This window comes from Halosimplex marinum (assembly GCF_051414075.1).
GTDB lineage: Archaea > Halobacteriota > Halobacteria > Halobacteriales > Haloarculaceae > Halosimplex > Halosimplex marinum.
Window position 1 is genome coordinate 40,756 of record NZ_JBLKNY010000005.1, and the last position, 26,607, is coordinate 67,362.

At 70.3% G+C, this 26,607-nt stretch carries 22 protein-coding genes; 11 read left to right on the forward strand and 11 right to left on the reverse strand.

What is annotated here, in order from left to right; genetic code table 11:
• Positions 1–97: 97 nt before the first annotated feature.
• A complete protein-coding gene (locus ACMGFI_RS13495) occupies positions 98–1,504 on the forward strand; it encodes a dihydrolipoyl dehydrogenase family protein (protein ID WP_436910288.1) in 1,407 nt (468 codons plus the stop codon).
• 39 nt (positions 1,505–1,543) lie between these two features.
• Here ACMGFI_RS13495 and ACMGFI_RS13500 read toward each other — a convergent pair whose 3' ends face one another.
• Entirely contained in the window at positions 1,544–2,173 is a 630-nt protein-coding gene (locus tag ACMGFI_RS13500; RefSeq protein WP_436910289.1) for a methyltransferase domain-containing protein, read from the reverse strand.
• A 264-nt stretch (positions 2,174–2,437) separates the two neighbouring features.
• Here ACMGFI_RS13500 and ACMGFI_RS13505 point away from each other — a divergent pair, with 264 nt between their 5' ends.
• Together ACMGFI_RS13505 and ACMGFI_RS13510 are read left to right on the forward strand one after the other, a co-directional pair.
• Entirely contained in the window at positions 2,438–2,632 is a 195-nt protein-coding gene (locus ACMGFI_RS13505; RefSeq protein WP_006883975.1) for a cold-shock protein, read from the forward strand.
• 262 nt (positions 2,633–2,894) lie between these two features.
• Positions 2,895–3,689 (forward strand): ion transporter, encoded by a 795-nt coding sequence (locus tag ACMGFI_RS13510; RefSeq protein WP_436910917.1) that lies wholly within the window; start codon positions 2,895–2,897, stop codon positions 3,687–3,689.
• A gap of 49 nt (positions 3,690–3,738) precedes the next feature.
• On the opposite strand, the gene ACMGFI_RS13515 is transcribed toward ACMGFI_RS13510, so the two are convergent.
• The 3 genes from ACMGFI_RS13515 to malA all read right to left on the reverse strand — a co-directional run bounded on the left by ACMGFI_RS13515 (position 3,739) and on the right by malA (position 10,799).
• A complete protein-coding gene (locus tag ACMGFI_RS13515; RefSeq protein WP_436910291.1) occupies positions 3,739–4,047 on the reverse strand; it encodes a hypothetical protein in 309 nt (102 codons plus the stop codon).
• Positions 4,048–4,111: 64 nt separating this feature from the next.
• The gene (locus ACMGFI_RS13520; protein ID WP_436910292.1) at positions 4,112–8,644 is read right to left on the reverse strand and encodes a DUF7997 domain-containing protein; all 4,533 of its coding nucleotides are present in this window, start codon (positions 8,642–8,644) and stop codon (positions 4,112–4,114) included.
• A 100-nt stretch (positions 8,645–8,744) separates the two neighbouring features.
• Entirely contained in the window at positions 8,745–10,799 is a 2,055-nt protein-coding gene (gene malA, locus ACMGFI_RS13525; RefSeq protein ID WP_436910294.1) for an alpha-amylase MalA, read from the reverse strand.
• A gap of 585 nt (positions 10,800–11,384) precedes the next feature.
• Between malA and ACMGFI_RS13530 the strand changes: the two genes are divergently transcribed.
• A complete protein-coding gene (locus ACMGFI_RS13530) occupies positions 11,385–11,723 on the forward strand; it encodes a DUF7510 family protein (protein ID WP_436910295.1) in 339 nt (112 codons plus the stop codon).
• A gap of 31 nt (positions 11,724–11,754) precedes the next feature.
• On the opposite strand, the gene ACMGFI_RS13535 is transcribed toward ACMGFI_RS13530, so the two are convergent.
• Together ACMGFI_RS13535 and ACMGFI_RS13540 are read right to left on the reverse strand one after the other, a co-directional pair.
• Entirely contained in the window at positions 11,755–12,807 is a 1,053-nt protein-coding gene (locus tag ACMGFI_RS13535; protein ID WP_436910296.1) for a glycosyltransferase family 4 protein, read from the reverse strand.
• Between the two features lie 90 nt (positions 12,808–12,897).
• A complete protein-coding gene (locus ACMGFI_RS13540; protein ID WP_436910297.1) occupies positions 12,898–13,023 on the reverse strand; it encodes a hypothetical protein in 126 nt (41 codons plus the stop codon).
• A gap of 189 nt (positions 13,024–13,212) precedes the next feature.
• On the opposite strand from ACMGFI_RS13540, the gene malQ reads away from it, so the two are divergent.
• The gene (gene malQ / locus ACMGFI_RS13545; protein WP_436910298.1) at positions 13,213–14,703 is read left to right on the forward strand and encodes a 4-alpha-glucanotransferase; all 1,491 of its coding nucleotides are present in this window, start codon (positions 13,213–13,215) and stop codon (positions 14,701–14,703) included.
• Here the strand turns inward: malQ and ddfA are convergent, their stop codons facing one another.
• The 5 genes from ddfA to ACMGFI_RS13570 form a co-directional block, all read right to left on the reverse strand.
• Positions 14,704–15,009, reverse strand: a complete 306-nt coding sequence (ddfA, locus tag ACMGFI_RS13550; RefSeq protein WP_436910299.1) for a DdfA family disk-determining factor — start codon at positions 15,007–15,009, stop codon at positions 14,704–14,706. It abuts the gene before it with no gap.
• Positions 15,010–15,318: 309 nt separating this feature from the next.
• Positions 15,319–15,609 carry a translation initiation factor eIF-1A gene (locus ACMGFI_RS13555; RefSeq protein WP_135362923.1) on the reverse strand — a complete coding sequence of 97 codons (291 nt, stop codon included), beginning with the start codon at positions 15,607–15,609 and terminating at the stop codon, positions 15,319–15,321.
• Between the two features lie 139 nt (positions 15,610–15,748).
• Entirely contained in the window at positions 15,749–16,954 is a 1,206-nt protein-coding gene (locus tag ACMGFI_RS13560; RefSeq protein WP_436910301.1) for an NAD(P)/FAD-dependent oxidoreductase, read from the reverse strand.
• Positions 16,955–17,126: 172 nt separating this feature from the next.
• Positions 17,127–18,170, reverse strand: a complete 1,044-nt coding sequence (locus ACMGFI_RS13565) for a phytoene/squalene synthase family protein (RefSeq protein ID WP_436910302.1) — start codon at positions 18,168–18,170, stop codon at positions 17,127–17,129.
• A 259-nt stretch (positions 18,171–18,429) separates the two neighbouring features.
• Positions 18,430–19,650 (reverse strand): FAD-dependent oxidoreductase, encoded by a 1,221-nt coding sequence (locus tag ACMGFI_RS13570; protein ID WP_436910303.1) that lies wholly within the window; start codon positions 19,648–19,650, stop codon positions 18,430–18,432.
• Between the two features lie 267 nt (positions 19,651–19,917).
• On the opposite strand from ACMGFI_RS13570, the gene ACMGFI_RS13575 reads away from it, so the two are divergent.
• The 6 genes from ACMGFI_RS13575 (at position 19,918) to ACMGFI_RS13600 (ending at position 26,585) form a co-directional block, all read left to right on the forward strand.
• Positions 19,918–21,228, forward strand: a complete 1,311-nt coding sequence (locus ACMGFI_RS13575) for a site-specific integrase (RefSeq protein ID WP_436910305.1) — start codon at positions 19,918–19,920, stop codon at positions 21,226–21,228.
• Positions 21,229–21,355: 127 nt separating this feature from the next.
• Positions 21,356–21,961, forward strand: coding sequence for a site-specific integrase (locus ACMGFI_RS13580; protein WP_436910306.1), 606 nt, complete (start codon positions 21,356–21,358; stop codon positions 21,959–21,961).
• A 55-nt stretch (positions 21,962–22,016) separates the two neighbouring features.
• Positions 22,017–25,991, forward strand: a complete 3,975-nt coding sequence (locus tag ACMGFI_RS13585; RefSeq protein ID WP_436910307.1) for a hypothetical protein — start codon at positions 22,017–22,019, stop codon at positions 25,989–25,991.
• Positions 25,992–26,174, forward strand: coding sequence for a hypothetical protein (locus tag ACMGFI_RS13590; protein WP_436910308.1), 183 nt, complete (start codon positions 25,992–25,994; stop codon positions 26,172–26,174).
• A complete protein-coding gene (locus ACMGFI_RS13595; protein WP_436910309.1) occupies positions 26,171–26,407 on the forward strand; it encodes a hypothetical protein in 237 nt (78 codons plus the stop codon). The genes ACMGFI_RS13590 and ACMGFI_RS13595 overlap by 4 nt, the downstream gene beginning before the upstream one ends.
• A gap of 4 nt (positions 26,408–26,411) precedes the next feature.
• Positions 26,412–26,585 (forward strand): hypothetical protein, encoded by a 174-nt coding sequence (locus ACMGFI_RS13600; protein ID WP_436910311.1) that lies wholly within the window; start codon positions 26,412–26,414, stop codon positions 26,583–26,585.
• The last annotated feature ends 22 nt before the right edge of the window (positions 26,586–26,607 follow it).

Here is a 26,607-nt window from a genome sequence, read left to right on the forward strand (position 1 = left end):
ACGAGCAACCGCAGACGTAAGGGGATCCGGCCGGCGTGGACGCCCGCGCGACCCCGGCGAAAGCCCCACCCGTCGAAGACCCCAACGATCGGGCGAGATGCCCGACCACGACTTCCTCGTCCTCGGCGGCGGGACCGGCAACGCCGTCGCCGCGGCGGCCGCCGACGCGGGACTTGACACCGGACTCGTCGAACGGGGCCGCCTCGGCGGCACCTGCCTGAACCGCGGCTGCAACCCATCGAAGAAGCTGATCCGCCGCGCGGACGTGGTCGAGTCGATCCGCGCGGCAGACGAACTCGGGATCGACGCGTCCGTCGACGACATCGCCTTCTCGGATATCGTCGACAGCGTCTCCGAGACGGTCGCCGCGAAAGCCGAGGCGATGGCCGCGGCGGCGCGCGAGCGCGACGGCCTCACCTTCTACCACGCCGAGGGCCGCTTCGTGGACGAACGCACCGTCGAAGTCGAACGTCCGGACGGTGACGGCACCGACAGGGTCGCCGCCGAGACGGTCGTCCTCGCCGGGGGATCGCGCCCGACAGTCCCCGACTCCATCGACGGGACCGACGAGACGCCGTTCCTCACGAGCGACGAGGCGCTCCGGCTCGATTCGCTTCCGGACCGTCTCGTGGTCGTCGGCGGCGGCTACATCGCCGTCGAGTTGAGCCACTTCTTCGGTCAGATGGGGAGCGAGGTGGCCGTCGTCGGCAGCGGCGACGTGCTCCTCGACCGCGAGGATCGGGACGTGGCCGAACGACTCACGGAGGCCTACCGCGAGAAACACGACCTGCATCTGGGCTATCGAGCCGCGGAGATTGCCGGCGACGACGGCGAGCGCGTCGTCACCGCGGAGTCGGAGGACGGCGACGAGATCGAGGTCCGCGCCGACCGCCTCCTCCTCGCGACCGGTCGGCGCCCCAACAGCGACACCTGGAACGTCTCGGCCGCGGGGATCGAGACGGACGAGAAGGGGTTCGTCGAGACCGACGAGTACCTCCGAACGTCGGTCGACGGCGTCTACGCGATGGGCGACATCGCGGGCAACTATCCGTTCAAACACTCCGGCGACAAGGAGGCCGAGTACGTCGTCGCGAACGCGGTTCGCGGGGACGAGCGGGCGGTCGAGTACCCTGGGATGGCCCACGCCGTCTTCGGGTCGCCGCAGGTCGCGAGCCTCGGGAAGACCGAGGACCAGGTGGACGACGCGACCGGTGTGGAGGAGTACGAGGTCGGGACCTGCGCGTACGACGACACCGTTCTCGGAGCGGTGCTGCAAGCGGAGGGCGGGTTCGTCAAAGCCATCGTGGGCGCCGACGGCGAGGTGCTGGGCTGTCACGTGGTCGGACCCGAGGCGTCGACGCTGATCCACGAGGTGAGCACGGCGGTCGCCGCCGGCGCGGACGCCGAGACGATCGCGGAGGCGATCCACGTCCACCCGGCGCTGTCGGAGGTCGTCCGGGGCGCGTTCCGCGACGCCTGCGGCGTCGGGCTCTCGGGCCTCTGAGGGCGCGCCGGCGCTCGGACGGACCGCCCCGCCGGCCGTTCACCGGGCGCGGAACGCCCGAACGGTGTCCCGGTTCACGTCCCGGCGTTCGATCTGCTCGAAGCCGAGACTGCCGAACACTTCCCCCCAGTCGCGGTAGTACAGGGGGAACTCGTCGCGGACGAAGTTCACGTCGGGATCCTCGTCGCGCTCAACCCGTTCGGCGTCGGCGGCGTCGTCCTCGATTTCGGCGGTGACGAGCACGTCGCCGGTGACCCTGGCGATCTCCGCGAACACCCACTCGGCGTCGGGGTGGACGTGCTGGAGCGTCTCGACGGAGTAGACGGCGTCGAAGGCGTCGTCGTCGAAGTCGCCGACCACGTCCTCGATGGGGTCGGCGTGGAAGGTGCCGGTCTCCCAGAGGTCGGGGTAGTGGTCGGCCATCACGTCGAAGGCCTTGGCGTTGAGTTCGACCCCCGAGAGGTCCGAGAAGCCGTCGTCGAACAGGTGCGAGAGGTGACGCCCGGAGCTACAGCCCAGCTCCAGCACGGCCGCGTCGCGGCCGACGCGGTCGCGAAGGATCTCGCGGACCGACTCGCTCGTCTCGTCGGGGCCGTAGTGGGCGTAGTACGCCGGCGAGTACTCGCCGGTGCGGTCGGCCCACTGGCGCCGAACGTCGTGAGAATCCACACGGACACGCCGGGCGCCGGACGTATAGTCCCGTCGGGCCGAGCCGCGCGACTGCGGCCGCCCGCCGCTCGCGACGGCGAGAAATACGGATCCCGTCGAACACCGCCCGCGAACCGCCGGATCGGTCACCGATCCGGGGGAAAGCACGCGTTCTGTACATTCGGGTCCTGAAACCGGATATAGAATACGTTCGTTTTCTAATTTGGAATTTATCCGTACAAATGCGGAATACTTATCCGTAGGTCGGGCGTCCGTCTATTCGCAATGGCAAACGGTAAGGTCGACTTCTTCAACGACACTGGCGGTTACGGTTTCATCGACACCGAGGACTCTGACGACGACGTATTCTTCCACATGGAGGACGTTGGCGGCGAGGATCTGACGGAAGGAACCGAGATAGACTTCGAGATCGAAGACGCCCCCAAGGGCCCGCGCGCGACGAACGTCGTCCGCGCGTAACTGAGGTTCGCACCGTCGCCTGACGGCGACCGAACGCACCTTGTTTCTACGGACGACCACCCGTCGAGCGGCGGCGCCCGTCGCGGTTGGCCGACCGGCCGGTCCGAGTGACGTGTTTCTTTACCGGTCGGCCGCTCGAAGGGGTATGAGCAGCGTCGGCGCCGGCCCAGCGGAGGACCCGGGACCACCGGCGGACTCCGATCCACCGACGGACTCCGATCCACCGACGGACTCCAGCCCGCCGGACGACGCCCGCGAGCGGATCCGCTTCTACCTGCTCGACCACCGGACGCCGCTCGGGAAGGCCATCGATATCGGGCTGTTGGCCCTGAACCTGGTGTTCGTCGCCGTGTTCGTCGCCCAGACTTACCCGCTGGACCCGGCGCGACGGGCCCGCCTCTGGGACCTTGAGGTCGCCATCGCCGCGGTCTTCGCGGCGGAGTACGTCCTGCGGCTCTACGGCGCCCGCGACCGGCTGTCGGAGGCGACCGACCCCTACACGGTCGTCGACCTGCTGTCGGTGCTCCCGACCGTCCTGGTGGTGTTCTATCCCGTCTCGACCGTCGCGCTGAACGCCGGGTTCCTGCGGGTGCTCCGGGTCGTCCGCGTCCTGCGGTTCTACCGGTTCACCCGCGACGAGGAGTTCTTTTTCGGCACTGTCTCCGGCGGCGCGCTCCGGGCCACGAAACTCCTGCTGACGGTGCTGGTCGTCCTCTTCCTCTCGGCGGGCCTGTTCTACACCGCCGAGGTCCGCGCGAACCCCGACGTCCGGCACTTCGGCGACGCGTTCTACTACGTGGTGATCACCCTGTCGACGACGGGGTTCGGGGACATCGTTCCCGTGACGCGGGCGGGACGGTGGGTGACCGTCGCCAGCATCCTCGCAGCGATCATCCTCATTCCCTGGCAGGCGAGCAAGATCGTCCGCGCCTGGACCAGCGACGACGAGGTGCCGGTCACCTGCCCGAACTGCGGGCTCACCGGCCACGACCCCGACGCCTCCCACTGCAAGGCCTGCGGCCACGTCATCTACCAGGAGTACGACTCCCCGGACTGAGCCCGGCCGGAACCGGCGCCGATCGAACGGAGCGGCCGTCATCGTCGGTTCACGCTCCGCCGGCCTCATGGGCCGCCCGCACATGCTCGCGGGCCTCCTCGGGCGTCATCCCGCGGACGCCGCACGAGCACGAACGCAGTTCGGGGTCGGTCAGTTCGTCCACCTGTTCGACCGCGTCACGCTCCAGACTGTCCGCCTCGGGATCGTATTCGAAGGTGACCCGGTGGGCGACCTGGGTGACGCCCTCGATGCGGTGGTCCTCGTCGGGGTTCGGGTTCGCGATGGCCTCGGCGTGTTCGGCCCGCATCGCCTCCTTCCACTCGTCGAGGGTCGCCTCCGGGTCGCGCTCGTCGGTCATGGCCGGGAAGTGTCCCGGCCCGGGGAAAAGTCCGACGGGCCGGGCCGCCTCGGAACGGAGGCCGCTACAGCTGTAGCCGCCGGACGGTCGTGCCCGAAGCCTCCACGTCGGCGGCGCCGGCGGCGACGATCACCTGGTTCTGACCGCGCTCGATGCCGACGGTCGTCTCGAACTCGGTGCCGTCGGGTTCGACGAGGGCGCTGTCGACGGGCGTCTTGACGGCGACGCGCTCGCCGGTCGTCTCGCCGGAGACGACCAGTTGGTCCCCGCGGAACTCGGTGTCCACCCGGAGCGCGGGGCTGCGGTCGGGCTCCTGTAACTGCTCCTCGCGGTAGCGCTCGCGGACGAATGCGGGCGTCTCGACGGGTTCGCCGGCGCTGATCCCGTGGGCGAGCCGGACGTACTGGGCCATCGACCACGCCAGCGGCGTCGCCGAGCCGGTCCCCTCGCCGAACGTCCAGTCGTAGTCGGTGGCGTGCTCGCGGTCCCACACCTGCTCGGCGATCATCCGCCCGGAGTTGGCGAACTCCTGCATCGCCCGCAGGCAGTCCTCCGGCGGGAGGTCGGGGTCGCCCAGCCGCAGTTCGTACTCGCCGCGCTCGCCGGTCAGGAGGGGCCACAGCCGGCCCTTGCCCTTGTGTTCGACCGACCACGGACCGCCCACGTCGCCGCGCTCGCGCTCGCCGTAGCCGTCCCCGTTGTAGCGGTAGAAGCCGGCCGCGGAGCCGGCGTCGACCCGGATGGTGTCGTCGACCTCGGCAACCGAGTTACGGATCACCTCGTCGTCGGCCGGTTTGATGCCGAGCCGCACGAGGTCGAGGAAGCCGGCGTCGATGATGTCGCGCTCGTCCAGGGTCGGGCCGGCGTTGGCCAGCGTCCGCAGGTGGCCGGCCTCGGGGTCGCCGTCGCGGGTCACGCGGACGTAGTAGGGCGTCTCGTCGTGGCGCTCGGTCCCCGTCTCGGTGGCCGTCCACTCCTCGACGTTGTTGACCCACTGGTCGGCCAGCGCCGTCCAGACGAGCGCGTCGGCCTCGTGGCCGGCCTCGACCGCGAGCTTGCCCGCGCAGGCCAGCCCGGCGATCTCGGCGGCGATCGAGGAGGGAGAGTAACCGGACTCCTCCTCCCAGCGCTCCTGGGCGGTCTCGGGGCCGTTGCGGGCAACGTAGTCGGCCGACCGTCGGACGTGCTCGTAGTCGTAGTCCACGTCGGCGAACTCGAGCCCGCGCTCGGCGAGGTGGTAGGCCATCACCGCCGGGAAGGAGATGTTGTCCATCTGCTCGCCGCCCCAGCGGGTGATGCCGTTGACGTAGGTGTTCTGCGGGATGAACCCGTCCCCGTCCTGCTGGTACTCGTAGATGTAGGCCAGCTGTGAGGCGGCCACGTCGAGTTCGCCGACCGCCTCGAAGACGGTGAACACCTGATAGAGGTCCCGCGACCAGACGAAGTTGTAGCCGTATCCCTTCGGCTCGTCGGCGGAGACTGCCTCGCCCCACGGGACCGAAGGGGAGGCGATGGAGGCGCCGGCGTAAGTCTTGTCCTCGACGGCGTAGAGGGTCATCAGCGCGGTCCGGTACTGGGCTGCCAGGTCGCGGTCGCCGGCGACCGCGTCGGGCAGCGAGCGGTCGCCGAGAAAGTCGGCCCAGGTGTCGGCGTACTCGGCGCTGACGGTCTCGAAACCCCGTTCGAGGGCGCCGTCGGCCTCGCCCAGCGCGGCGGCGGTGTCGGCGGCGCGGGCGAACCCGAGCGCCAGCTCCGAGTCGACGGCGTCGCCGGTGCCGAGGCGGCCGACGAGGACGACGCTCTGGTTGTCGACGGCGTCGCGAGGCTCCGGGAGGACGCCGTCGGTGAACAGCGCGCGTAGCGGCTCGCTGCCGGCGGCGCCGACGGTCGCCCACTCGAAGCGGTCGCGGGCGGCCATCGCCATCGCGACGGAGTAGCCCTCGCCGTCCTCGTCGACCAGCAGCGGGTCGGCCGTGTCGCCGGTGTAGGCCGTCGGGTCGCGGGCGACGAGGTGGTGGCCGCCGGGCTCGCCCAGCCGCAGGCCGCGGTCGGCCCGCGCGCTGTTGACCAGCGCCGTGTCCGCGACGGCGAACACCTCGTAGTCGCTGCCGTCGGCGGCCGCGAACTCCACGTCGGCCAGCACCGCGTCGTGGTCGGGGTCGGTCGCGTACTCGACGGTCAGCTCCCACTCGTGGCCGCGGCCGTCGCCCGCCTCGGTGAAGACGTGGCGAAACAGGAGCGCGTCGTCGGCGACCGGTTCGACCCGTCGCTCGACGGTGTCGTCGCTGACGCGGGACTCGTTGTGCGTCCGGATCGTGTACTCGTCGTCGTCGCGGTCGCTGACGAGGAAGTCGAGCGTGCGGAGGTTCATCAGGTCGACCTGCGGGAACCGCACCTCCGTCATCGCGCCCTCGGTGAGCGTGAACCAGACCCGCGAGGGGTCGGCGGCGTCGTGGTCGGCGGCGGTGCCGACGCCGTACTTCTCGCCGGTCGTCCACCGCATCCGGTCGGTCGGCCCCTCGATGTCCGACGTGCGGGCGGGCAGCGCCGCCTCGGCGTCGAGGACGGCGGTCGCCCGCAGCCGGAGCGCGTGCGACCAGCCCAGCGGCGCCGCGCAGTCGAGGTCGCCGTCGTCGAACGCCTGCTCGGCGAGATACCCCGCGTCGGTCGTCAGCGGGCCGTCGGCGCCGAGCAGCTCGTACAGGTCCGCGGCGCGGTCGAGATAGGCGTCGCCCGACCGGCCGCGCTCGTTGAGGAGGACGCCCACCTCGGCGGCGGCGACGGCGCCCATCGCCGTCGTTGCGGACCAGATCTTCTCGCGGTCCTGTCCGGCGGTCCGCCAGTCGTCGCCCTCGTAGCGGACGAGCCCGGCGACTTCGCTCTCGGGCGGGTTGCGGAAGAGGCCGTCCAGCGTCGTCGCCACGTGGTCGGCCACCCGCTCCAGGCGGTCGTCGTCGAGGTTCGCCTCGGGGACGGCGTCGTAGGCGGCGACCGCCTCGGCGAGCGCGAGCGTCGCCGCGTCGAGCCGGCGGTCGGGTTCGCCGCCGGCGAGCCGCATCGGGTAGGCGCCCCGATCGGCGTCGTACACGTCGTCGAGGCCGTCGAGCACCGCCTCGGCGGTCGCCAGCGCCCGCTCGCTCAGCTGGCGGTCGACGGGCGCCCGCGCGACCGCCGCGAACGCCTGGACGTACGTGGCCGCGGTGTGCGTGAACCGCCCGGTGGCGTCCTCCCAGACGTTCTGACAGGGGTCGGGCAGGCCGTCCTCGCCGACGGTCCGGGCGAGCGCGTCGACCGCCTCGGCGACCGTCTCGCGGATGGAGACGGTCAGGTCGTCGTCGAGGTCGGTGCGGCGCTCGCGCAAAAGCGTCGCGAGGAACGCCGTCACGGAGGCCGTCTGGTCGGCCTGGTACTCGACGGCGTCGTCGCTGCGCTCGACGGTCGCGTTGGCCCATCCGGGCGCGAGCGAGCCGTCGCTCGCCCACACGCGGTGGGGCCAGGTCCCGTCGGGTAGCTGGGCCTCGCAGTGGAAGCGTGCCGCCCGGTCGACGAGGCCGCCGACCGACAGGTCGAGGCGGTCGCCCGCCGCGAGGACGTGGCGGGCGAGTTCGGCGTCGTCGCGGAACCAGACGTAGCCGTAGCCGCCGGAGTTGGCGTGGAACGGGTCGAACTCCGGGGCCGCGACCCGCGCGCCGGCGGCCCCTTCGAGCAGGTCCGCCACCCGCAGGTCGGCCCGCACCAGGTCCGACCGGGGGGTCGACCCGGACACGTCGACGGTCGTCCGCTCGCGGGCCGCGGCGCGGAGTTCGTCGGCGCTCGCGTGGTCGGCCGCGCAGGCCCGCAGGTCCGCCAGCGCCCCGCCTCTGTCGATCTCGCGGTGGTCCGACAGCTGGGTGACCAGCGTCGTCCGGTTGCTCCGCCCCTCCCGTTCGAGCGGCGCGGTCACCACGAAATCGCCGGTCATCCGCGTCTGGTCGGCGGCGCGCTCGCCCTCGCCGCGCGGGAAGTCGACCGGGTCGTCGTCGAGGATCTCCGCGAACCGCTCGGGCCGCTGGCCGTGGATCCCGTCGAGCCCGGTCGACGCGGTCAGGTAGTCGTGTTCCGTCCGGTGGAAGACCTCCAGGGCGTCCGCGCCCGCGGGGCCGCCTTCGTCGTGGACCAGGGCGCCGACGCCGGCCTCCTCGCCCTCGGGCGCCAGCGTGAGGAAGGCGACGAGGCGGGCCTCGGGCGGGACCGCGCCCCTGAGTTCGACGTGGGTGACGTGGGCCCGGCCGAGCGTCAGGTCGTACTGGTGGACCGTGAACGAGCCGGCGTCGTACTCGGTCTCGACGAGGCGCGTGTCCCGGTAGTAGTGCTGGCGGATCGTCTCCAGGTCGGCAAACCAGCGAGTGCCACGGTCGGTCCGGACCCCCAGCTTCGAGCGGTCGATCCCGTGCAACCCCGAGAGCGGCGCGGAGTAGTCGCGCAGCGACCCGTTCGGGTCCACGTGGACCAGCCGGTCGCCGTGGCCCGAGAAGGCGCCGTCGACCGTCCTCGTCTCCTCCGGGAAGCGCTCGCCGCGTCGCCGCTTGTACTCGTCGAGCGCCGTCGTCAGCCGCATACGGTCACCACGCCCGTTCCGCATATAAATCCCGCTTCACGTCCCGCGGTCGAGCGGACGGCGACGGCGCCACCGGCCAGTCGATCGGGCGTCGCGGGGGTCACCGTCCACCCGACCGTGCGTCGACGACCGCGACGCTCTCGACGCGGAGTCCGTCGCTCGCCGACCCGTGGAGTGGCTCCCCGGTCAGCAGGTCCGTCTTCCCCGTCGCGGCGTCGACGGCGACCGTCGCCGGCTCCGCACCGAAGTTCAGGACGACGACCACCGTGTCGTCACTCGCGACGGCGTCGCCTTCGGAATCGGGGTCGTCCGCCGACGCCCCGACCGCCCGGCGGAACGCGACCACGCGGTCGTCCCACCCCTCCCGGACGTCGTAGTCGACCCGGTCGAGCGCGGCGCCGGCCGACAGCGCGGGCTGTTCGCGCCGGAGTGCGGTCAGCCGGCGGACGTGCTCGCGCAGCGACTCGTCGGCGTGGGCCCAGGCGAGGTCGTCGCGCCGGCCGCGCTGGCCGAACTCCTGGCCGGCGTAGACCATCGGCGCCCCGGGGAGGGTAAAGAGCGCCCCGAGCGCCGCCTCCGCCGCGGGGCGGCCGCACTCGACGAGGTAGCGGGTCTCGTCGTGGTTCTCGGCGTAGAGCATGAACCCCGCGTGGTCGGGGAAGCCCGAGCGGGCGCGGTCATCGACGGCGTCGAGGACGGCCTCGGCCGGCTCGCCGTTGCCCACCCGCCGGAGCGCGGCGTAGGTCGTCGAGTCGAAGTGCATGTCGAACAGCCCCGCCTGGTAGTCAGGGATGTACGGGATGGTCTCGTCGAGCAGGAGGAAGTCGGCGTCGCGGGCCTTCAGCCGGTCGTGGACCTCCCGCCAGAACGAGTCGGGGACCGCCCACGCCATGTCGCAGCGGAAGCCGTCGACCAGCGGCGCCCACTCGTCGACCGCGTCGAGCAGGTGTCGGCGGACGGGCAGATGCGAGAAGTCGAAGTTGGCGATCAGCTCCCAGTCGAAGTACGTCTCGGGCTCGGCGGGTCCGCGCCACTCGTACCACTCGCGGTACTCGCTCGACGGGTCGGAGACGGCCGCCTGGAAGTACGGGTGGGCTCGCGCGGAGTGGTTGCAGACCAGGTCGAAGAGGACGCGCATACCGCGCTCGTGGGCCGCGTCGACCAGCCGCTCGTAGTCCTCGCGCGTACCGAGGTCGTCGGCGAGCGCGAAGAAGTCCGTGACGTTGTAGCCGTGGGGCGCGTCGTCGTTCTCGAGTACGGGCGTCAGCCAGAGCGTGTCGACGCCCAGCCCCTCGATGTAGTCCAGCCGCTCGCGGATCGCGTCGAAGACCGTGCCCGTCCCAGTGGCGTCGCTCTCGCCTGTCGCGCCGCTGTCCTGCCCGGGGAACGTCCGCACGTAAACCTCGTAGATGACCGAATCCTCGGCCCACGCCGGCGGGTCGTAGGGGCGGTGGACCACGACCGTGCCGTCCTCGCCGCGGCGGATATCGACCGCGTCTGGGACGCTGTAGCCGTGGCGGCCGACGGCGACGGCGTGGACCCTGGCGCGGTCGGCGAGGGCGTCGAGGGGGACCGTCACCGTCCCGTCCGCGATCCGCACGTCCTCGCGCGTCACGTCGTCGCGGTCGTCCAGCAGGACGGTTACGTCGAGGTCAGCGGCCGTCTCCGTCCCATCGGGGTGCGGTTGAGCGTCGGTCTCGACGACGACGGCGTCGTCCGTCAGGGTCGCCGAGAGCGTGAGTCGCGGTCGGCCGCCGCCGTCGGGGTCGGCTGGCGCGTCGGTTTCGTCGTCGACTCGGTCCGAGCCGTCCCCGTCGCCACTGGTGCCGTCGGCCGCGGGGGTCGTGTCGTCGTCGGTCGTCGCCGTGTCGCCGGAACGGGCGTAGTCGGGCGACTCGGAGGCGGATGCGAGTCCGCCGGGGAACGCCCGGACGGTCAGTTCGTGGCGGCCGTCGGGCGCGTCGAGCGCCAGGGCGTAGCGGCCCGACTCGTCCGGGGTGAAGTACTCGACGGCGTCGTCGCCCAGCGTGGCCGTCGACTCCGCGGGCGCGGCCGCGACCGTCCAGGCGTAGGTCGCCGCCGGGTCGGGGTCCCGCGGCGCGAGTTCGACCTCGTCGCCGACGGCCACGAACCGCGGCGGTCCCGGGTGGTGCATGGGCCTACCTGCGCGCGTCTCTCCCTTCGGGTTTGCGGTGTGCGCGATTCTGTCGACGATGTCGTGTCTGTCGCGGATCGACGGTAAAGGGGGCGGCCGCACTCGACAGCGAGCGCTGAAAGCCCTCGCCGCGCTCGCTAGCAGTGACTGCGACCACACTCGACAGTGAGCGCTGAAAGCCCTCGACGCGCTCGCTAGCAGTGACTGCGACCACGCTCGACAGTGAGCGCTGAAAGCCCTCGACGCGCTCGCGGTCGCTGAGCGGGATATCCGCGCTCGGACAACGCACCGCACAGCACTCGCGCGGATAGTGCCCGCTCAGACGACTGAACTGAACGCGAGCGCGCCTCGCCCTTTCAGTCCGCCAGGACAGCACCGCCCCGCACAGTACCGCAACGGGCCACGAACCTCCCCAGCCGATTCGCTCACTCGCTCCGCTCGCTCTCTCATCCCTCGCGCGGCTACGTCGCGGCACGGAGGCCGCGACAGCGCGCGCCGACCGCACCGCTACTACACTCTCCCGTCCCGAGCGCCAGTTTCGGGGCGACGCGAACAGTTAAGTCGCTCTCGGCCGGCGGTCGAGACATGAGCGGGGCGAACGCCGGGGGACCGGTCTCGGTCGACGTGGACATCGAGGACGGGCGGACGACCATCGAGGTGACGGGCCAGCGCCGGGTGGCGACGGTCGTCCGCTCGGCGTCGGGCGAGCGGATCTACCTCCCGCCGGAGCGAACCGACGAGGAGGAGGAGGAAACGACCCCCTACCGACCGGCGGGCGGGGACAGCCCCTACGAGGGCATCGCCGACGACAGCCCCTATGGATCGAGTCGCCGAACGCCGGCGACGCTCGGCCGCTCGCCGACCGCGAACGGCTTCCGCATCGTCCACCCCGAGCCGGTGACGGACGTGCGGCTACTGCGCTGAGCCGCGACCCGTACCGCCCGACGCGACGGTCTTACTCCGCCAGGATCTCCTCGTAGAAGGCGACGTGTTCGTCGGCCACCGTCTCCCAGGTGCGTTCCTCGTACTCCAGCGGCGTGTCGGCCGCCAGGCCCTCGTCGATGCCGTCGGCGATGGAGTCGGAGTCGGGTTCGACCTCGACGACGCAGTCGTCGGGGAGGACCTCCGCGGCGCCGGACTCGCTGGCGACGACGCGCGTGCCGACCGACAGCGCCTCGACGATCGTGATCCCGAACGGTTCGGCCAGCGACGGCGAGACGAAGAGATCCGCGGAGGCGTAGTAGTCGCCCAGCTCCGACTCGGGGACGTAGCCGACGAACTCCACCTGGTCCTCGATGCCGAGCAGATCGACGAACTCCTCCAGCTGGTCGGTGAGGTGACCCGTGCCGCCGAGGACGAGTCGCGCGTCTGGCCGGCGGAGCTTCGAGAGCGCGTAGACGAGATGGGAGAGGCCCTTCTGGTGGGTGTGACGGCCGACGAAGAAGAGCATGGGGCCGTCGATGTCGAGTTCCGCCTTCAGGTCGCGGCCGGTGGGCTCGACCGAGGAGAAGCCGTTGTGGACGACGCGGGCGTCGCCGCCGTACTCGTGGGCGATGTTGCGGCGGACGAGGTCGCTGACGGCGATCAGGTGGTCCGCGCGGTCGACGATCCGCTGTTCGGTCTCGACTTCGCGGTCCGGCGGCTGGCGGTTCCGGTCGGTCGTCAGCGAGTGGAAGGTGGTCACCCACTCGGCGTCGTGGGTCGCCTGGGCGCGCGAGCCCGGGCCGTAGCCGAACCAGTCGTGGGTGTGGACGATGTCGGCGTCGGCCGCGTAGTCGACGAACTCGCCGGCGAGGCGGTTGATGCGCGTGCTCACGTCGCCGTCGCCGGTCGGGACGCCGTGGATGTTCTCCCGTCCCTCGGGCGCGTACTCCGCCGGGAGGACGAGGTCGACTTCGACGTCGCCGCGCGCGTCGAACCTGTCGACGAGTTCGCCGACCGCCGTGTCGAGCCCGCCGCTGACGTTCGGCGGGAACCCCCACCCGAGCATGAGAACGCGTGGTACCATCTGCCAGCCCCTTCGCGTCACCCCCACTTTACCCGTTCGGCCGCGACAGCACTGACCGTCCGCGAGAACATCGACCGGCCGCGCCGGCGGTCACTCCGCGGGCGCGGCGCCGCAGTCGACGCAGACGAAGCCGCTGTCCGCTCGCTTGACGACCGGGGAGCCGCAGGCGTCGCAGTGCAACCGCGCGTTCCCCGCCCGACGGGGGTATCGAGTCATGTTCACCGATATGGCCTGGAAGGAAATAAATTTTCACTTCTAGACGGATTTGTGGATTAATGTTTCCCTCAATGGCCTAATACTGATCTCTACGGAGGAGAATGTACGTCTCCGTATCGACCGACGGGCGAGCGACCGGACCCGCACCCACCCGGACGTTTGAAACTCCCGGGGCGTCAAGGCGGGGCCATGCAACAGCAGCGCCGGAGCGGCGTGTTTCTGCACCTCACCTCCCTGCCGGGTTCCCACGGGATCGGTGACCTCGGTTCCGGGGCGCGGGCGTTCCTCGACTTCCTCGACCGGGCGGACCAGTCGCTGTGGCAGTTCTGCCCGGTCGGACCCACTTCGGCGGCGTACGGCCACTCGCCGTACGGTTCCTCGTCGGCGTTCGCCGGCAACCCGCTACTGGTCGACCTGACCGACCTCGCCGACCGGGGCTATCTCGACGAGTCCGACCTCGACGGCCCCATGGACGCCGATCCCGGGAGCGTGAACTACGAGGCGGTCGCGCCGTTCAAGCGCGAGCGACTGCGACGGGCCCACGGGACGTTCGCGACGGAGGCCGCCGACGAGGGGCGGGCGGACTTCGAGGCGTTCCGCGAGCGCGAGTCGGCCTGGCTCGACGACTACGCGCTGTACGCGGCGCTGAAAGGCGCCCACGGCGACGCGGCGTGGACCGACTGGCCCGCCGACCTGGCCGGTCGGGACGCCGACGCGCTGGCGGCGGCACGGGAGAACCACGCCGAGGCCGTCGAGTACCACGCGTTCGTCCAGTGGGTCTTCGACGAACAGTGGCGCGAGTTGCGCGCGGCGGCGGCCGACCGCGGCGTCGACCTCGTCGGGGACCTGCCCATCTACGTCGCGCTCGACTCGGCGGACGTGTGGGCCGACCAGGACACCTTCCGGCTGGACGAGGACGGCGACCCGAATGCCGTCGCGGGCGTCCCGCCGAACCCCGGCGACGAGGGCCAGCGCTGGGGCAACCCGGTCTACGACTGGGACCGCCTGCGCGAGACGGACTACGCGTGGTGGCGCCGGCGGCTCTCGCGGCTGCTCGACCTGGTCGACCTCGCTCGCATCGACCACTTCAAGGCGTTCGACGAGTACTGGGCGATCCCCGCCGACGCCGACGACCCCGCCGCCGGCGAGTGGCAGTCCGGTCCCGGCGCGGACTTCTTCGAGACGATGCGCGACGCCCTGGGTGGGCTCCCGTTCGTCGTCGAGGACCTGGGCTTCCTCGACGAGAGCATGGTCGCCCTGCGGGACCGCTTCGAGTTCCCCGGGATGCGGGTGCCCCACTACGCCGACTGGTGCGCCGAGACCGACCGGTACAAACCGGAGAGCTACCCCCGCCAGTCCGTCGGGTACACCTCGACCCACGACACGGACACCGCGGTCGGCTGGTACGAGTCGCTGTCCGCCGAGCAGCGGGACTGTCTCCACTACGCGCTGGCGACCGACGGCGAGCGGGTCGCCTGGGACCTCATCGAGGCCGTCTGGGACTCCGACGCGGCGCTGGCGCTGACGACCGTGCCCGACCTGCTCGAACTCGGCAGCGAGGCGCGGTTCAACGTCCCCGGCACCGCCGAGGGCAACTGGCGCTGGCGGGTCACCGCCGACCAGCTCGACCCCGACGTGGCAGACGAACTCGCCGGTATCACCGCGGCGACGCTGCGATAACTAGTCGGCGAGTGACTCCTCGCTCGCGTCGACGCCGGACGGCGCGGCCGTGCCCGTCGCGGTCGCCGGGCGGCCGATCGGCTCGGCGGTCACGGAGCCGACACCGCGGACCGTGACCTCGTACCCGCAGTACTCGAACCGGACCGTCGCCGGGACCCCCTCGCCCGCGGCGGGGGCGAACAGGTCGTTCAGCGCCTGGGGGTCGACGGCGTCGGCCAGCGGCGGCAGGTCGACGGGGTCGACCCGTTCGGCGGCGGCGACGGTTTCGAGGACCGAGAGCACTGTCGTACTGGCGTCGTCTTCCATGTGCGCGTAGATTCCGCCGGAGGTCATAACGTTGCTTGCAGGTTCCCTGCGGCCCTCAGTGGGATACGACCCGGGCGGGTGCCGCCTCCACGTAGGGTGCGTTCGGGTCGAGTGCGCCCGTGCCACCCGATACCGTCGATCACGGTCCTCTGACGGGGTCCCACGATCCGAGACGCTAGGCTGATCGGAGTGGGCGGAGCCGGTATTACGGGGGAGCCAATGCTACGGGCCGAGGCTATCGGGAGGGCCGAGGCTACCGGCCGCGCGACACGTGGTCGTCGCTACGGCGCGCTCGGGGAACGAGGAAAATCAGTCGATGTGGCCTTCGTCGCGCAGCTGGTCGGCGTCCTGCTCGGAGTAGCGCCACTCGATGTTGGCCTTCTCGTCCTGCCAGTCCCACGGTTCGACGAGGACAACGTCGCCCTCGCTGATCCAGGTTCGGTACTTCATTCGGCCGGGGATCCGGCCCATGCGGTCGACGCCGTCCTCGCACTGGACGCGCACGTGGTTGCCGCCGTTGTGCTGTGTGACCACCGCGAACAGTTCGTCGTCCGAGGGCATCCGGAGGTTCCGACGCCCGCTGTTGTCGCTCTCGCTCACAGGGTAGGTACGGGCCCGCCACGTTTAAATCACCTGAGTATCGCGCTACCACGTGTCACGACCGCCGGACGACCGCGCAGTCGGGCGGTCTCGTCTCGATCTTGGGGTCAGACTCGGGGTTCTGTCGGGCCGGCCGAACTCAGACGTGCCGGGCGAGCGCCCGCACCTTCGAGAGGTCGCTCGGGTCGAAGGGGTACAGCTCGAGGTAGTCCCGGAGGCGCAACTCGTAGCGCTGGAGGCGGTCGACCTGCGCGTCGGTCAGCCGGCCGGCGCTGGTGACGAACCGCCGCTGCTGGTCGGGCGTGAAGTCGTAGAGCAACTCGCCGACCATCCGCTGTACCCGCCAGTGCAGGCCCTTCTCGCTGTTCCAGCGGTCCTCGTAGACGGCGAGGCGCTCGCGGGATGTGTCGCCGCGGTCCAGCGCCGCGAGCGCGACGTTGGCCGCCATCTCCGCCGACTCCATGCCCGGACGGATCCCCTCGCCGAACAGGGGGTTGATGCTCGACACCGCGTCGCCGACGGCCACCAGCCCGTCGGTCGCGCGCTGGTTGATGGAGTTGTTCGAGACGGCGTCGCCGGCGTGGACCGCCCGAACGGACTCGGCTTCCCAGCGCGGGTCGGCTGCGAGCCACTCCTCGACGTAGTCGTCGATGGCCCCGTCGTCGGCCGGAGCGTGGCTCTCGTAGAAGTCGTCGATCCAGCAGACGCCCGCCTTGAACGCGTCGTCGCCGGCGGGGAACGTCCAGGCGTACCCGCCGGGCGCGTCGTCGTGGTCGAATCTGAACAGCATCGAGTTCAGGTCGTAGCGACCCTCGACCTCGTACTCCTTGCCGACGCCGTGCTGGGCCGACTCGGGGTCGAACATCCCGAGTTGCTTCGCGAGCACCGCCCGCGGGCCGGTCGCGTCGACGACCAGGTCCGCCCGGAGGTCGCGCCGTTCGCCGCCGCGGGTGTACTCGACGCCGACGACGCGGCCGCCCTCGCGGATCGGTTTCTGGACCCGGGCACCGGTGCGGATCTCGGCGCCCTCGCGCTCGGCGTCCTCGCCGAGGAACTCCAGGAAGGCGGGGAAGTCGAGGACGTAGCCGGGAATGTCGAGCGTCGAACTCGCGCCGGGCGCCTCGAAGACCACGTCCTCGTTTTCGGCCATCACCACGCCGTCGGGGATCCCGTAGCGGTCGATAACCTGGTGAAAGGTGCCCCCCGTCGACTTGTCGTTCTCGGAGAGGGCGTCGTTGGCTTCGAGTACGACGACCGAGTACGCCGAGCGGGCGGCGACTTCGCGGGCGAACTGGAGGCCGGCCGGGCCGCCCCCGGCGACGATCACGTCTGCGTCTGCCGACATATCGCGAGCTATCGACCAGCGTGACTAATCCGTTCCGATGTGTGCCGGCGGAGGGGACGCTCGGCGGTGTTCCGACCCTCGGGAACCAGACCGGACCGGATCGGGCCCGACCGAGTCGAACTCGACTGGGCCGGGCCGGACCGGAGACCGGGGACCGTCGGCGGGCGCGTGGTCAGTACTCGTCGAGCGGTTGCTGGCGGATCTTCGAGCGCAGTTCGGCGACCGAGGGGTCGTCGTCGCCGGAGAACATCGCGAACAGCGTCGTCACCTCCGAGCGGGAGACCTTCACGTCGCCCTCCTCGATCACGTCCTCGGGGCGCTCCTCGAGTTCGCGCAGCGTGCCGACGGCCAGGAGGAAGGGGATCGCCCACGCCGAGAGGGTGTTCCCGCGGATCTCGGGCATGGCTTCGAGCCAGGTCTGGGCGCCGTCGAGGTACCCCTCGGCGCGGTCGACCACCCGGCGGATGACGGGGACGAACTCCTCGCCGTCCTCCCCGCGGATGTCCTCCGTGTCGAGCTCCTGGTCCTCGAGCAGTTCCTGGGGGATGTAGACGTTGTTCTCCTCCTCGAAGTCGGTGGCCACGTCCTTCGAGACGTTGACCAGCTGGAGCAGCATGGCGAACGAGCGGGCGTTGTTGTGCAGCGTCTCGCTGACGGAGTCGTCGACGTTGCGCGAGAGCAGGCCGGTCACGAGCGTCCCGACGGTCCCGGCGGCGTACCAGCAGTACTCCTCCAGTTCGCTGAACGTCTGGAGCCGGAGCCCGCCCTGTTCGGCGTACCGTTCGACGAACATCGCCATGCCGCTGACGAGTTCGCGCACCGGCGGCCGGATGGCGGCCTTCGACTCGTCGTCGAGGCCGTCGAACGCGCGGAACACCCGCGGCGACTGCGCGACGACCTCCCAGTCGGCGTCGGGGCTCTCGGGGATCCACTCGTCGACGGCGGCCCTGAACTCCGCGATCGTCGCGTCGTCGTCGGGGTCGAGCACCCGGTTGTACAGGTCGAGGAGGGTCCGCTGCTCGGCCGGCGGGATGTGCCCCGCGTCCTCGACGGTGTCCGCGATCCGGCAGAGGAGGTAGCCGACACAGATGTCGCGCGACATCGGCTCGTCGAGCTCCGCGACCGTCAGCGCGAACGTCCGCGATACGTCCTGGACGGCGTCGTAACAGTAGTCGAGGTCGTCCTGAAACATCTGTTCGGTCTGGTTCCGTGACATTCCCGATACCACCCCTTAAGCTTCCACAAGTAAAAAGTTCGCCGACTGTTCGCCCGCGCGAGTCCGGGGGTTCGGTGCGGTCCGCGCTCCCGAACGCGACCGCTCGGGTGACCTCGCTGGGGCGAATCTGTCGGCGAACAGCCATCTACCGGCCGCCCCGCGACGAGTCCCTCGACTCGACTGCCCGCCGGTTCGACGACGACTGACCGGCGGGATATCGCTCGCCTGCGGACGCCTCACCGCCGCCAGCGACGCTCCTTCACCGGCCGGCCACGTCGCTGTCGGACAGGCCAGGGCCGCCGAGGTCGGCGACGAACCCGTCGAGCGCCTCGGGGTCGTCGGCACCGGGCAGGGTCTCTTCGGCGGTGCGACAGGGCTCGCCGACGCCGAGGTGCTCGCAGACCGCGTCGGCCGTCGCCTCGGCCATCAGCCGGTAGGTGGTCAGCTTCCCGCCGACGACCGACAGGAGGTTCCCGACGCCCTCGTCGGCGTGGTCGAGCAGGAAGAAGCCCCGAGAGATACCTCGGCCGCCGCGCTCGGCCTCGTCGGGCTCGTACAGCGGGCGCACGCCCCACCACTCGCGGACGTGGGCGGCCTCGGCCAGCGGCGGACACATCGCCGCGCACTCCTCGCGGACGCGCTCGCGCTCCCAGTCGGCCCGCTCGTGGTCGTCGGGGTCGTCGACCGCGACGCTCGTGGTCCCGAGCACCGCCTCGCGATCGTGGGGGACGACGATGTCGCCGTCGCCCGGCTCCCGACACCGGTTGCGGACCGTCCCGAGGTCGGGGTACTCGACCGACACCATCAGCCCCCGAGTGGGTCGCATCTCGACTGTCACACCGGCCATCGCCGCGAGTTCGCCCGCCCACGCCCCCGTCGCGTTGACGACGACATCTGGGTGGACTGTCTCGCCGAGCGCGCCGCCGACCGCGACGCCGGTCACCTCGCCGTCGTCGACCCGGATCCCCTCGACGGGCGAGTCGTAGTGGACTGCGGCGCCGCGGTCGGCCGCGGCGCGGGCGTTGGCGGCCACGAGTCGGGAAGGGGAGACCACGGCGTCCGGGACCTGCATCGCCCGCTCGACGCTCCCGGCGAGGTCGGGGACCGCCGCCCGCGCCTCGTCGCCGTCGATCACGTCGACGGGGATCCCGACCGCCTCGCAGGCGTCGCGCTTGGCGTCGAAGTACTCGGGGTCGTCCGCCGCGAGCTGGACGAACAGGCCGCCGGTGTCGGCGACGGCCGCGCCCGCGATGTCCCGGAGGACGCGGTTCTCCGCGATGCACTCCTCGGCGCCGGTCGCGTCGGCCTCGGCGTAGCGCGCGCCGCTGTGGAGCAGGCCGTGCGAGCGCCCGGTCGTCCCGTCGGCGAGGCCGCCGCGGTCGACGAGCGTCACGTCGCACCCCCGGAGCGCGAGGTCGCGCGCGACGCCCGCGCCGGTCGCCCCGCCGCCGACCACGAGGACCGTCGTGTCTGTCGCCATACCGATCCCTGGGGTCGGAGACGGATGTGGGTGCCGGCGGGCGGTCTGTAGTGGCTCCGCCGGCGACGCCGACCGGCGGGCGACCCCACGAAACCGCGTCGCGGCGGGGGAACAGTGATTACGGCGGCGGACGCAGGTCCGCCAACAGTCGATGACTCGGTACAACCACGCCAGGGTGCAGGAGTACTGGCAGTATCCTCCGACCACTTACCCAGGAATACCACACCTCTAAGTGGTTGGTACGTAAAGGCAGGCACGGGGAATCCTATGACCAAGAAGACCCCGCGCCTAGAATACAAAGAGGCTCGGAAGCGGATTGAACGTTACGGCAACGATGGGACAATCAGTGAGGCGGACGCGGATCGAATCCTCGAATACGGCGAAGCATACGACGGAGAGAACATTACGACGGCGAAGCCGGAGGGTGACAGTCACAAAGAGGCAGCTACGTTGCGGACGTATCTCAACGACCTTGGCCGAATCGCTAAGCATACCGAATTGGCTACGGCTACCGCCGAGGACATTAACCGAGTCATGCAGTCGTTCTTGGATGGATCGGCGGACGGTGTGAAAGACTCGGGACTTGCGAAGAGTACCACGCGGACCTACCAGATGATCGTAAAGTCGTTCTACGGCTACCATGACGATCTCGACTGTGATCCAAGCGAGATCACTGGCCTGAAAGAACAGTCGAGTCCGATCGATCCCGACGATATGCTGACTCGCGACGAGATTCACGAGCTGCGGGACGCGGCCACTCACCCACGGGACCGGGCGATCATCGACCTGTTCCTCTATACCGGCCAGCGTGCGACCGCGATCCGGACGCTCAAGCTCAAACACGTCGACGTTCAGGCGGGCACCTACAAACTCAATGAAGAGGCAGAAGGGCTGAAGGGTGCCGACGAAAACGCGAAACGCCGACCGTTGCTCTTGGCGGAAACGTCAGTACGCAACTGGATCCAATCGCATCCAGCGAAGGATAACCCCGACGCGTACCTAATCACGGCGAAGCCACGGTACTCCAAGCCCGACCCTACGGAACCGGTGAGCCATGACGTATTCACGTACCTCATGGACAAGATGAAAGACGAGACGGGGATCGACAAGCCGATCCACCCCCACGCATTACGCCACAATTTTGTCACGGTAGCGAAGCGGGATTACGACATGGACAACGAGGTGATCAAACACCTCATCGGCCACGCACCAAGCTCTCGGGTGATGGAAACGACGTATGCCCACCTGTCCGATGACGATTTCATTCAGGCAGCACGTAACGCTGTTCCGAGTATAGACGACGGGGATGAACCGGAAAGCTCCCTCACGCCACAGATTTGTCCGAACTGTGGTGCGAACACACCGGACAACGCGAAAGCCTGTTCGGACTGTGGGACCGTGTTCACGCCCGACGCGCAGGCAGCCCAGGACGTGGTGAAAGACAAAGTGCGAGAAGAGAAGGAACGGGCGGATACGCTCGAAGAGTACAAGGACGCCGACGCGATAGCGCAGGCCCTCGAAGACGACCCGAAACTGGCGGCAAAGTTGATGGACAAGTTAGGTGACCTGGCGGAATAGTACTCGGCTCTCAGAACTTCCGACTTGTGAGTCAAATCGGAACCGAACCCCCGAGACACACCGCTATATCTCGCCACAGTGCCCTGGCGGCCGGTGCTTATGTTCCGCCTTGTTCTAACAAACGACTATGCAACTTGACGGGACCGCGAAAGAGGGGACATACAAGGTCTGGTTGACCGACGACGAGTTAGAACAGCTCCGGCGAGCGGCGGTCAGCCACCGTGACGATCTCATTATCCAGTTGGGCGGCTACGTCGGCTTGCGCGCTTTCGAGATCCCACAGATCAAGCCGAAACACATCAAGCGGACCGCGGACGGCGAACACTACCACCTCCGAGTGCCCGAGGGGAAAGACACCAAGAACGGCAACGGAGAGCCACGGGACGCCTACCTTCCGAGGGACGTTGAGAGGGACCTACACCGCTTTCAGAACGCCGAGGACTTAGCGCCAACCGATTCGTTCATACAGCTCACCCCGAGAGGCGTGCGGGCCGTCGTAGAGCGGACAGCGGCCCGTGCAGCGGACGAGACGGGCGACGACGACTTTCGCCATGTGTCGAGTCACGATCTCCGCAGGCGGTTCGCACAACGCCTGCTCGTCGACGAGAGCATGAACCCGCGTGTGGTCATGGCCGTGGGCGGCTGGAATAGCTTTCAGGCGATCGAACCGTATCTGAATACACCGACGCCGGACGTTGTGAACAGCGCGTTCGAGGACGCGGGGCTCACGTAACTGAGAATCGCCCTGGCCTGCCGTTTTTAAGCTAGTTCGGGGCGAAATTGGCGATATGAGCTTTGGCCCCGACGATCTCCCCGACCGCATTCAGGACGACATCGAGCAGGCACGCGATCGCGCCGAAGAGCAACGCGACGCACAGGACGACAGCACCGATACCAGCGACGGCGGCGGCAGTGGCGGCGGCGGCAGCTCCGACGACACGGGCGGCGGCTCCGCCGGTGGGGGGTTTAGTCCCTTCCCGGGCGTGGTCGCGCCGCCGGAGCCCGACCCGGACCCGCCGGACCCCGATCCGAGCCCGCCGAGCGGTGGTGGTGGGAGCGACGACAGCACCGACGACGACACGGGCGGCGGCTCCGCTGGCGGCGGGTTCGCCCCGACGCCGGACACCGACCCGGCGCCCCCCGACCCCGATCCCGACCCGGACCCGCCGGACCCTGATCCGACCCCGCCGAGTGACGGTGACGCGGGCGGCGGCTCCGCTGGCGGCGGGTTCGCTCCGACGCCAGGCACCGACCCGGCGCCGCCCGATCCCGACCCGGACCCGCCGGATCCCGAGCCGCCTACCACCGACCCAGCGCCGCCGGGTGGCGGCGGAGGGGGCGACGACACGGGCGGCGGTGGCGGCAGCGGCGGCAGCACCGGCGGCGACGCGCCGACCCAGCCCGGCGACGGTGGGGCGAACGGTGGCGCGACGCCGCCGGACCCGGAGCCGCCGACCACGGACCCGCTACAGCCGCCGGGCGACGGCCAGGACCCCACGGCGCCGCCCACCGAAGAGCCGCAGGAGCGAGGCACGCTCCCTGAGTCGTCCGCGCCCGATAGCGTCGACCCGAACGCCGCGGACGACACGCTCGGGCTCGCGTTCGACGACAGTGTGAGCGAGCGCGTGCAAGGCCAGGCGCGGGAGTTCAAGACCACTCTTCTCGACGAGTACAACCTTGAGTCCCGAAGCGCGATCGAAATCAACTGGGCGGAGGAGGGTGAGACCTTCGAGGCGAATCTCACCGATCGAGCCCGCGCCGAAATCCGGGAGAATCGCCTGGAAGACGAGCTATCGACGACGCTGGAAGGGAGCAACGCCCCCGGCGAGCGCGGGAGCTTCACCATCGACCCGTTCGGAGAGGATCCCGTCGAGGTACAGACGGACGAGAGCGGCGACCCGGTGGTCCGCGTGACCGACGAGCGGGCCAGGGAGTTCCTCGACGACCAGCAGCGGCGCGAGGCGATCGAAGCGGCCTTCGAGCGGGACGTACGCGAGATCCCCGACGACGCGCCGGATCGCGTCGACGACCAAGTTGCCCGGCGCACGCCGGGCGAGGGCACGCCCGCCGAGGAGGCCGTCACCGGCGACGTGACCGAGATTGAGGAAGTGGAGGATATCGATGACGCGCTGACCGCGACTGTCGAGACCGACGCCGGCGAGACGGTCGAACGGACCTTCGCGTTCGACGAGGAGGCCCAAGAGCAAGTGCGCGAGCGCCGACGCACGAACGCGCTCGCCGACCTCGAAGAGCGCAACGAGGAGATCATCCGCAACCTCTCCGGGGCGCGGACGGCCCAGCAGCAAGAAAAACAGCGGGCACGCGCGGCGACCCGGGAGAACCAGCTACCGGAGCTGAACGAGGAGATCATCCGGAATCTGTCCGGCGCGCGGACCGCACAGCAGCGGGTGAAGATGCAAGCCCGTGCCCCCGACGTGGAGGTGACCAGGCCCGGCGTTGGCGCGCTCAACGACCAGCAGCAGCAAAACCAGGGACCGCTGGGTGGGCTTATCGGCCCGATCTTCGGGCGAGGCGACGAGATCCGGACCGTCGGCCAAGAGACGATGGCCCCGGCCCCCGGGCTGTCCGGTGACGATCTCGTCGAGGCGACCGAGCCCGGCGAGGAGAGCAACATCCAGTTCGACACCGGAATCACCGACGACCTGACCCGCGGCGGGATCCTCTCGGAACGGCCGGGGACGAATGAAGGGCTGCTTCCGGGTTCGGTCCAGGTCGGGAGTGGACGCAGCCCGGTCGGGCTTACAGACGACGGGCTGGCACAGTCGGAGCGCGAGCAATTGCAGAACGTCTCTCGTATCAACCTCTCCGAACAGGGCTTCCGGACGACCGCGCAGAACATCAGCGATTACCGCGATACGTTCGAGGACAACGATCCCGTGACCGTCGCCGGCAGCGAACTCCCCGAAAACGTGCTGCAGGGGCTCGCCGGCGCCGGCGTCGAGGCGGCGGCGGGCGTCGCGCAGGCGCCGGCCTTCGCCGATACCGCTGTCGAGATGGCGACGCAGGCACCCGGCGAGGTGCGCGAAGAGGGCGCCGTCGACGTAGCCCAGGCCGTCGGCCGGCTCGGGCTCGTCACTGGCCAAGAGACGGTCCGGAGTATCCGCGAGAACCCCGTTGAGAGCGGGGCGGCGGTGGCCGGCGCCGCTGCAATCAGCGCCGGGACCGGCACCGCGTTGGGGCGTGGCGGCCGTATCGTTCGCGACCGGGTTCGGACGGTCGGCGGACCGCGGCTCGACCTCGAAGACGTGACCCAGGAAGCCGTCGCGCGCTACCAGCGGACTGGCGGCACCGAGGGCGAGCGGTTCCCGGGCGCCGAGGACCCCGACCTGTACCAGACCGACCCCGCCGAGGCGGTCCGCCAGCAGGCCGACCAACCCGAGGCCGTGCAAGACCTCTTCGACGACGACGGGACGATCCTCACCAAGGCGCTCGGCGTCGAACCCGAAGGTCCCGGCCGTGGCCGCGCCGCACAGGGTTTTCAGTCCGGGCCCGGGGAAAGTCTCGAAGAGTTCGATTACGAGACGCCGGGGAGTTTCGTCGGCCCCGACCTGTCGCCCAACTTCCTCGACGTCGAGGGGCGAAGCGCCGGCTTCAGCTTGCGCCCCGGGCTGCCGGACCTGGGGAGCCAGCCGACGGGGCTGCTCGTCCGCACGGATGTGGAGAACCCCGACGCCGACACGCTCGACGACTTCAATCAGGAGATGATCGACCGCGGTGGCGATACGACCGCCGTCACCAAGCCGGCGGACGAAGTGAACCCGGGCGAGGTTGAGGCGATCGTCCCGCCCGGCGCCGAGTTCCGCGACGTGGGTGGCGGCCCGCTCCGGAACCTCGCCCGCCGGCTGGGGGTCGGGTCGGACGCGTACACCGTGGTCCAAGGCCGGCGCGTCCCGCTCCGCGGTGTCGTCCCCGACGATGTGGACGCGGACACGCCGCCGCGGCGGTTCGGCTTCGACGACCGCGCGCAGGCCGATATCCCCGACGGCCCCGACACCCGACCCGCGTTCACCGGGACGATCGACGAGCTGGCCGGGAGCCGCAGGCCAGGGACCGACCGGCCGGCCCCGATCGTGCCCGCCGACGGTGGGGGTGACGCGCCGAGCGAGGCGACGCGCGACGTGAGCGAGCCGTCCGCGCCGAGTGGCGGCGTGAGCGGCGGCGTCAGCCCTGTCGGCGGGGTGACGAGCCCCACCAGCCCGGTCGGCGGGTCCGACGGGTTCACGCCCGGTAGCAGCGGCGGTGGCGGGGTGTCTGAGGGCGGCCCGAGCGGCCCGCCGTCCGACCCGAGCGGTGGGTCGGGCGTTCCCGGTAGCGGCGGCAGTGTGATCCCGAGTGATCCCGGCGGTAGTGTGATCCCGAGCGACCCCGGCGAGCCCGGACCGCCTGGCGACCCCAGCCAGCCGAGCGACCCCGGGCCACCGTCCGACCCGATCACGCCGACCTACGGATCCAGCACGCCGCCGTCCGAGCCCGGGACGCCGCCGGGCGGGCCGACCACGCCGCCCGGCGGGCCGATCATCCCGCCGGATACGCCGGATAGGCCGCGACGGCCCGACCTGGATCTCGACCTCGACGCCGGCGACCGCGGGCGGCGCGACGACAGCGAGGGGTACAAAGAGCGGTTCACAATCGATTTCCTGAATCCGTTCACCGGCGAGCGCATCGACACCAGCGCAGAGCTGGGGTGGGACACCCGCGACGACTCAGATGGCGGGCTGTTCGGGTCGGGAGGGTTGTTCTAAATGCTCCGCGCGTACCTCCGCTGGGTGGTCAACGTGGTGGCGATGATATGCGCCGCGTTGGTGGTCTTTTTCGCGGCGCAGGGACAGTTCGGCCAGGCGCTCGGCAGCCTGCTGGTCCCGCTGGTCGTGTTCGGGCGCCAGGTGTGGCGCGGCTACCGCGCGGAGGGGGAGGTGGCCACATGAGTCTCGCGCTCCCCGTCGACGGGACGGTTGACCGCGTTCGGCGGCTGCGGCGTGACCCGCCCGTCAAGTATGACCGGACCGCCTGGGGCGTCGACGAGATCGACGGCGAAATGGTGTTAGTCGAGACGGCGGTCATTGACTGTCCGGACCCGGAGTGTGACGGGAGAGCGTTTTGGGCGGACGGCGTGGCCGCGTGCGGGAGCTGCGAAACGCGGCAGCGACTGATTGGGTGAAACAATGGAGCTGCCAGATCACCTCTCCCGGGAGGACGTGGAACAGTACGCGCGAGAGGCCGAGACGCTGTTTGACTTCTGTCGAGCGGCGCGGGTCAGCCGCGACCGCGCGCGGCGGATACTCAATGCGTTCGAGTTGAAGGACGAGGTGGAGATCGCCGGCCGCCTCAGATCCTGAAATGCATGGCACTTTGTCGGCT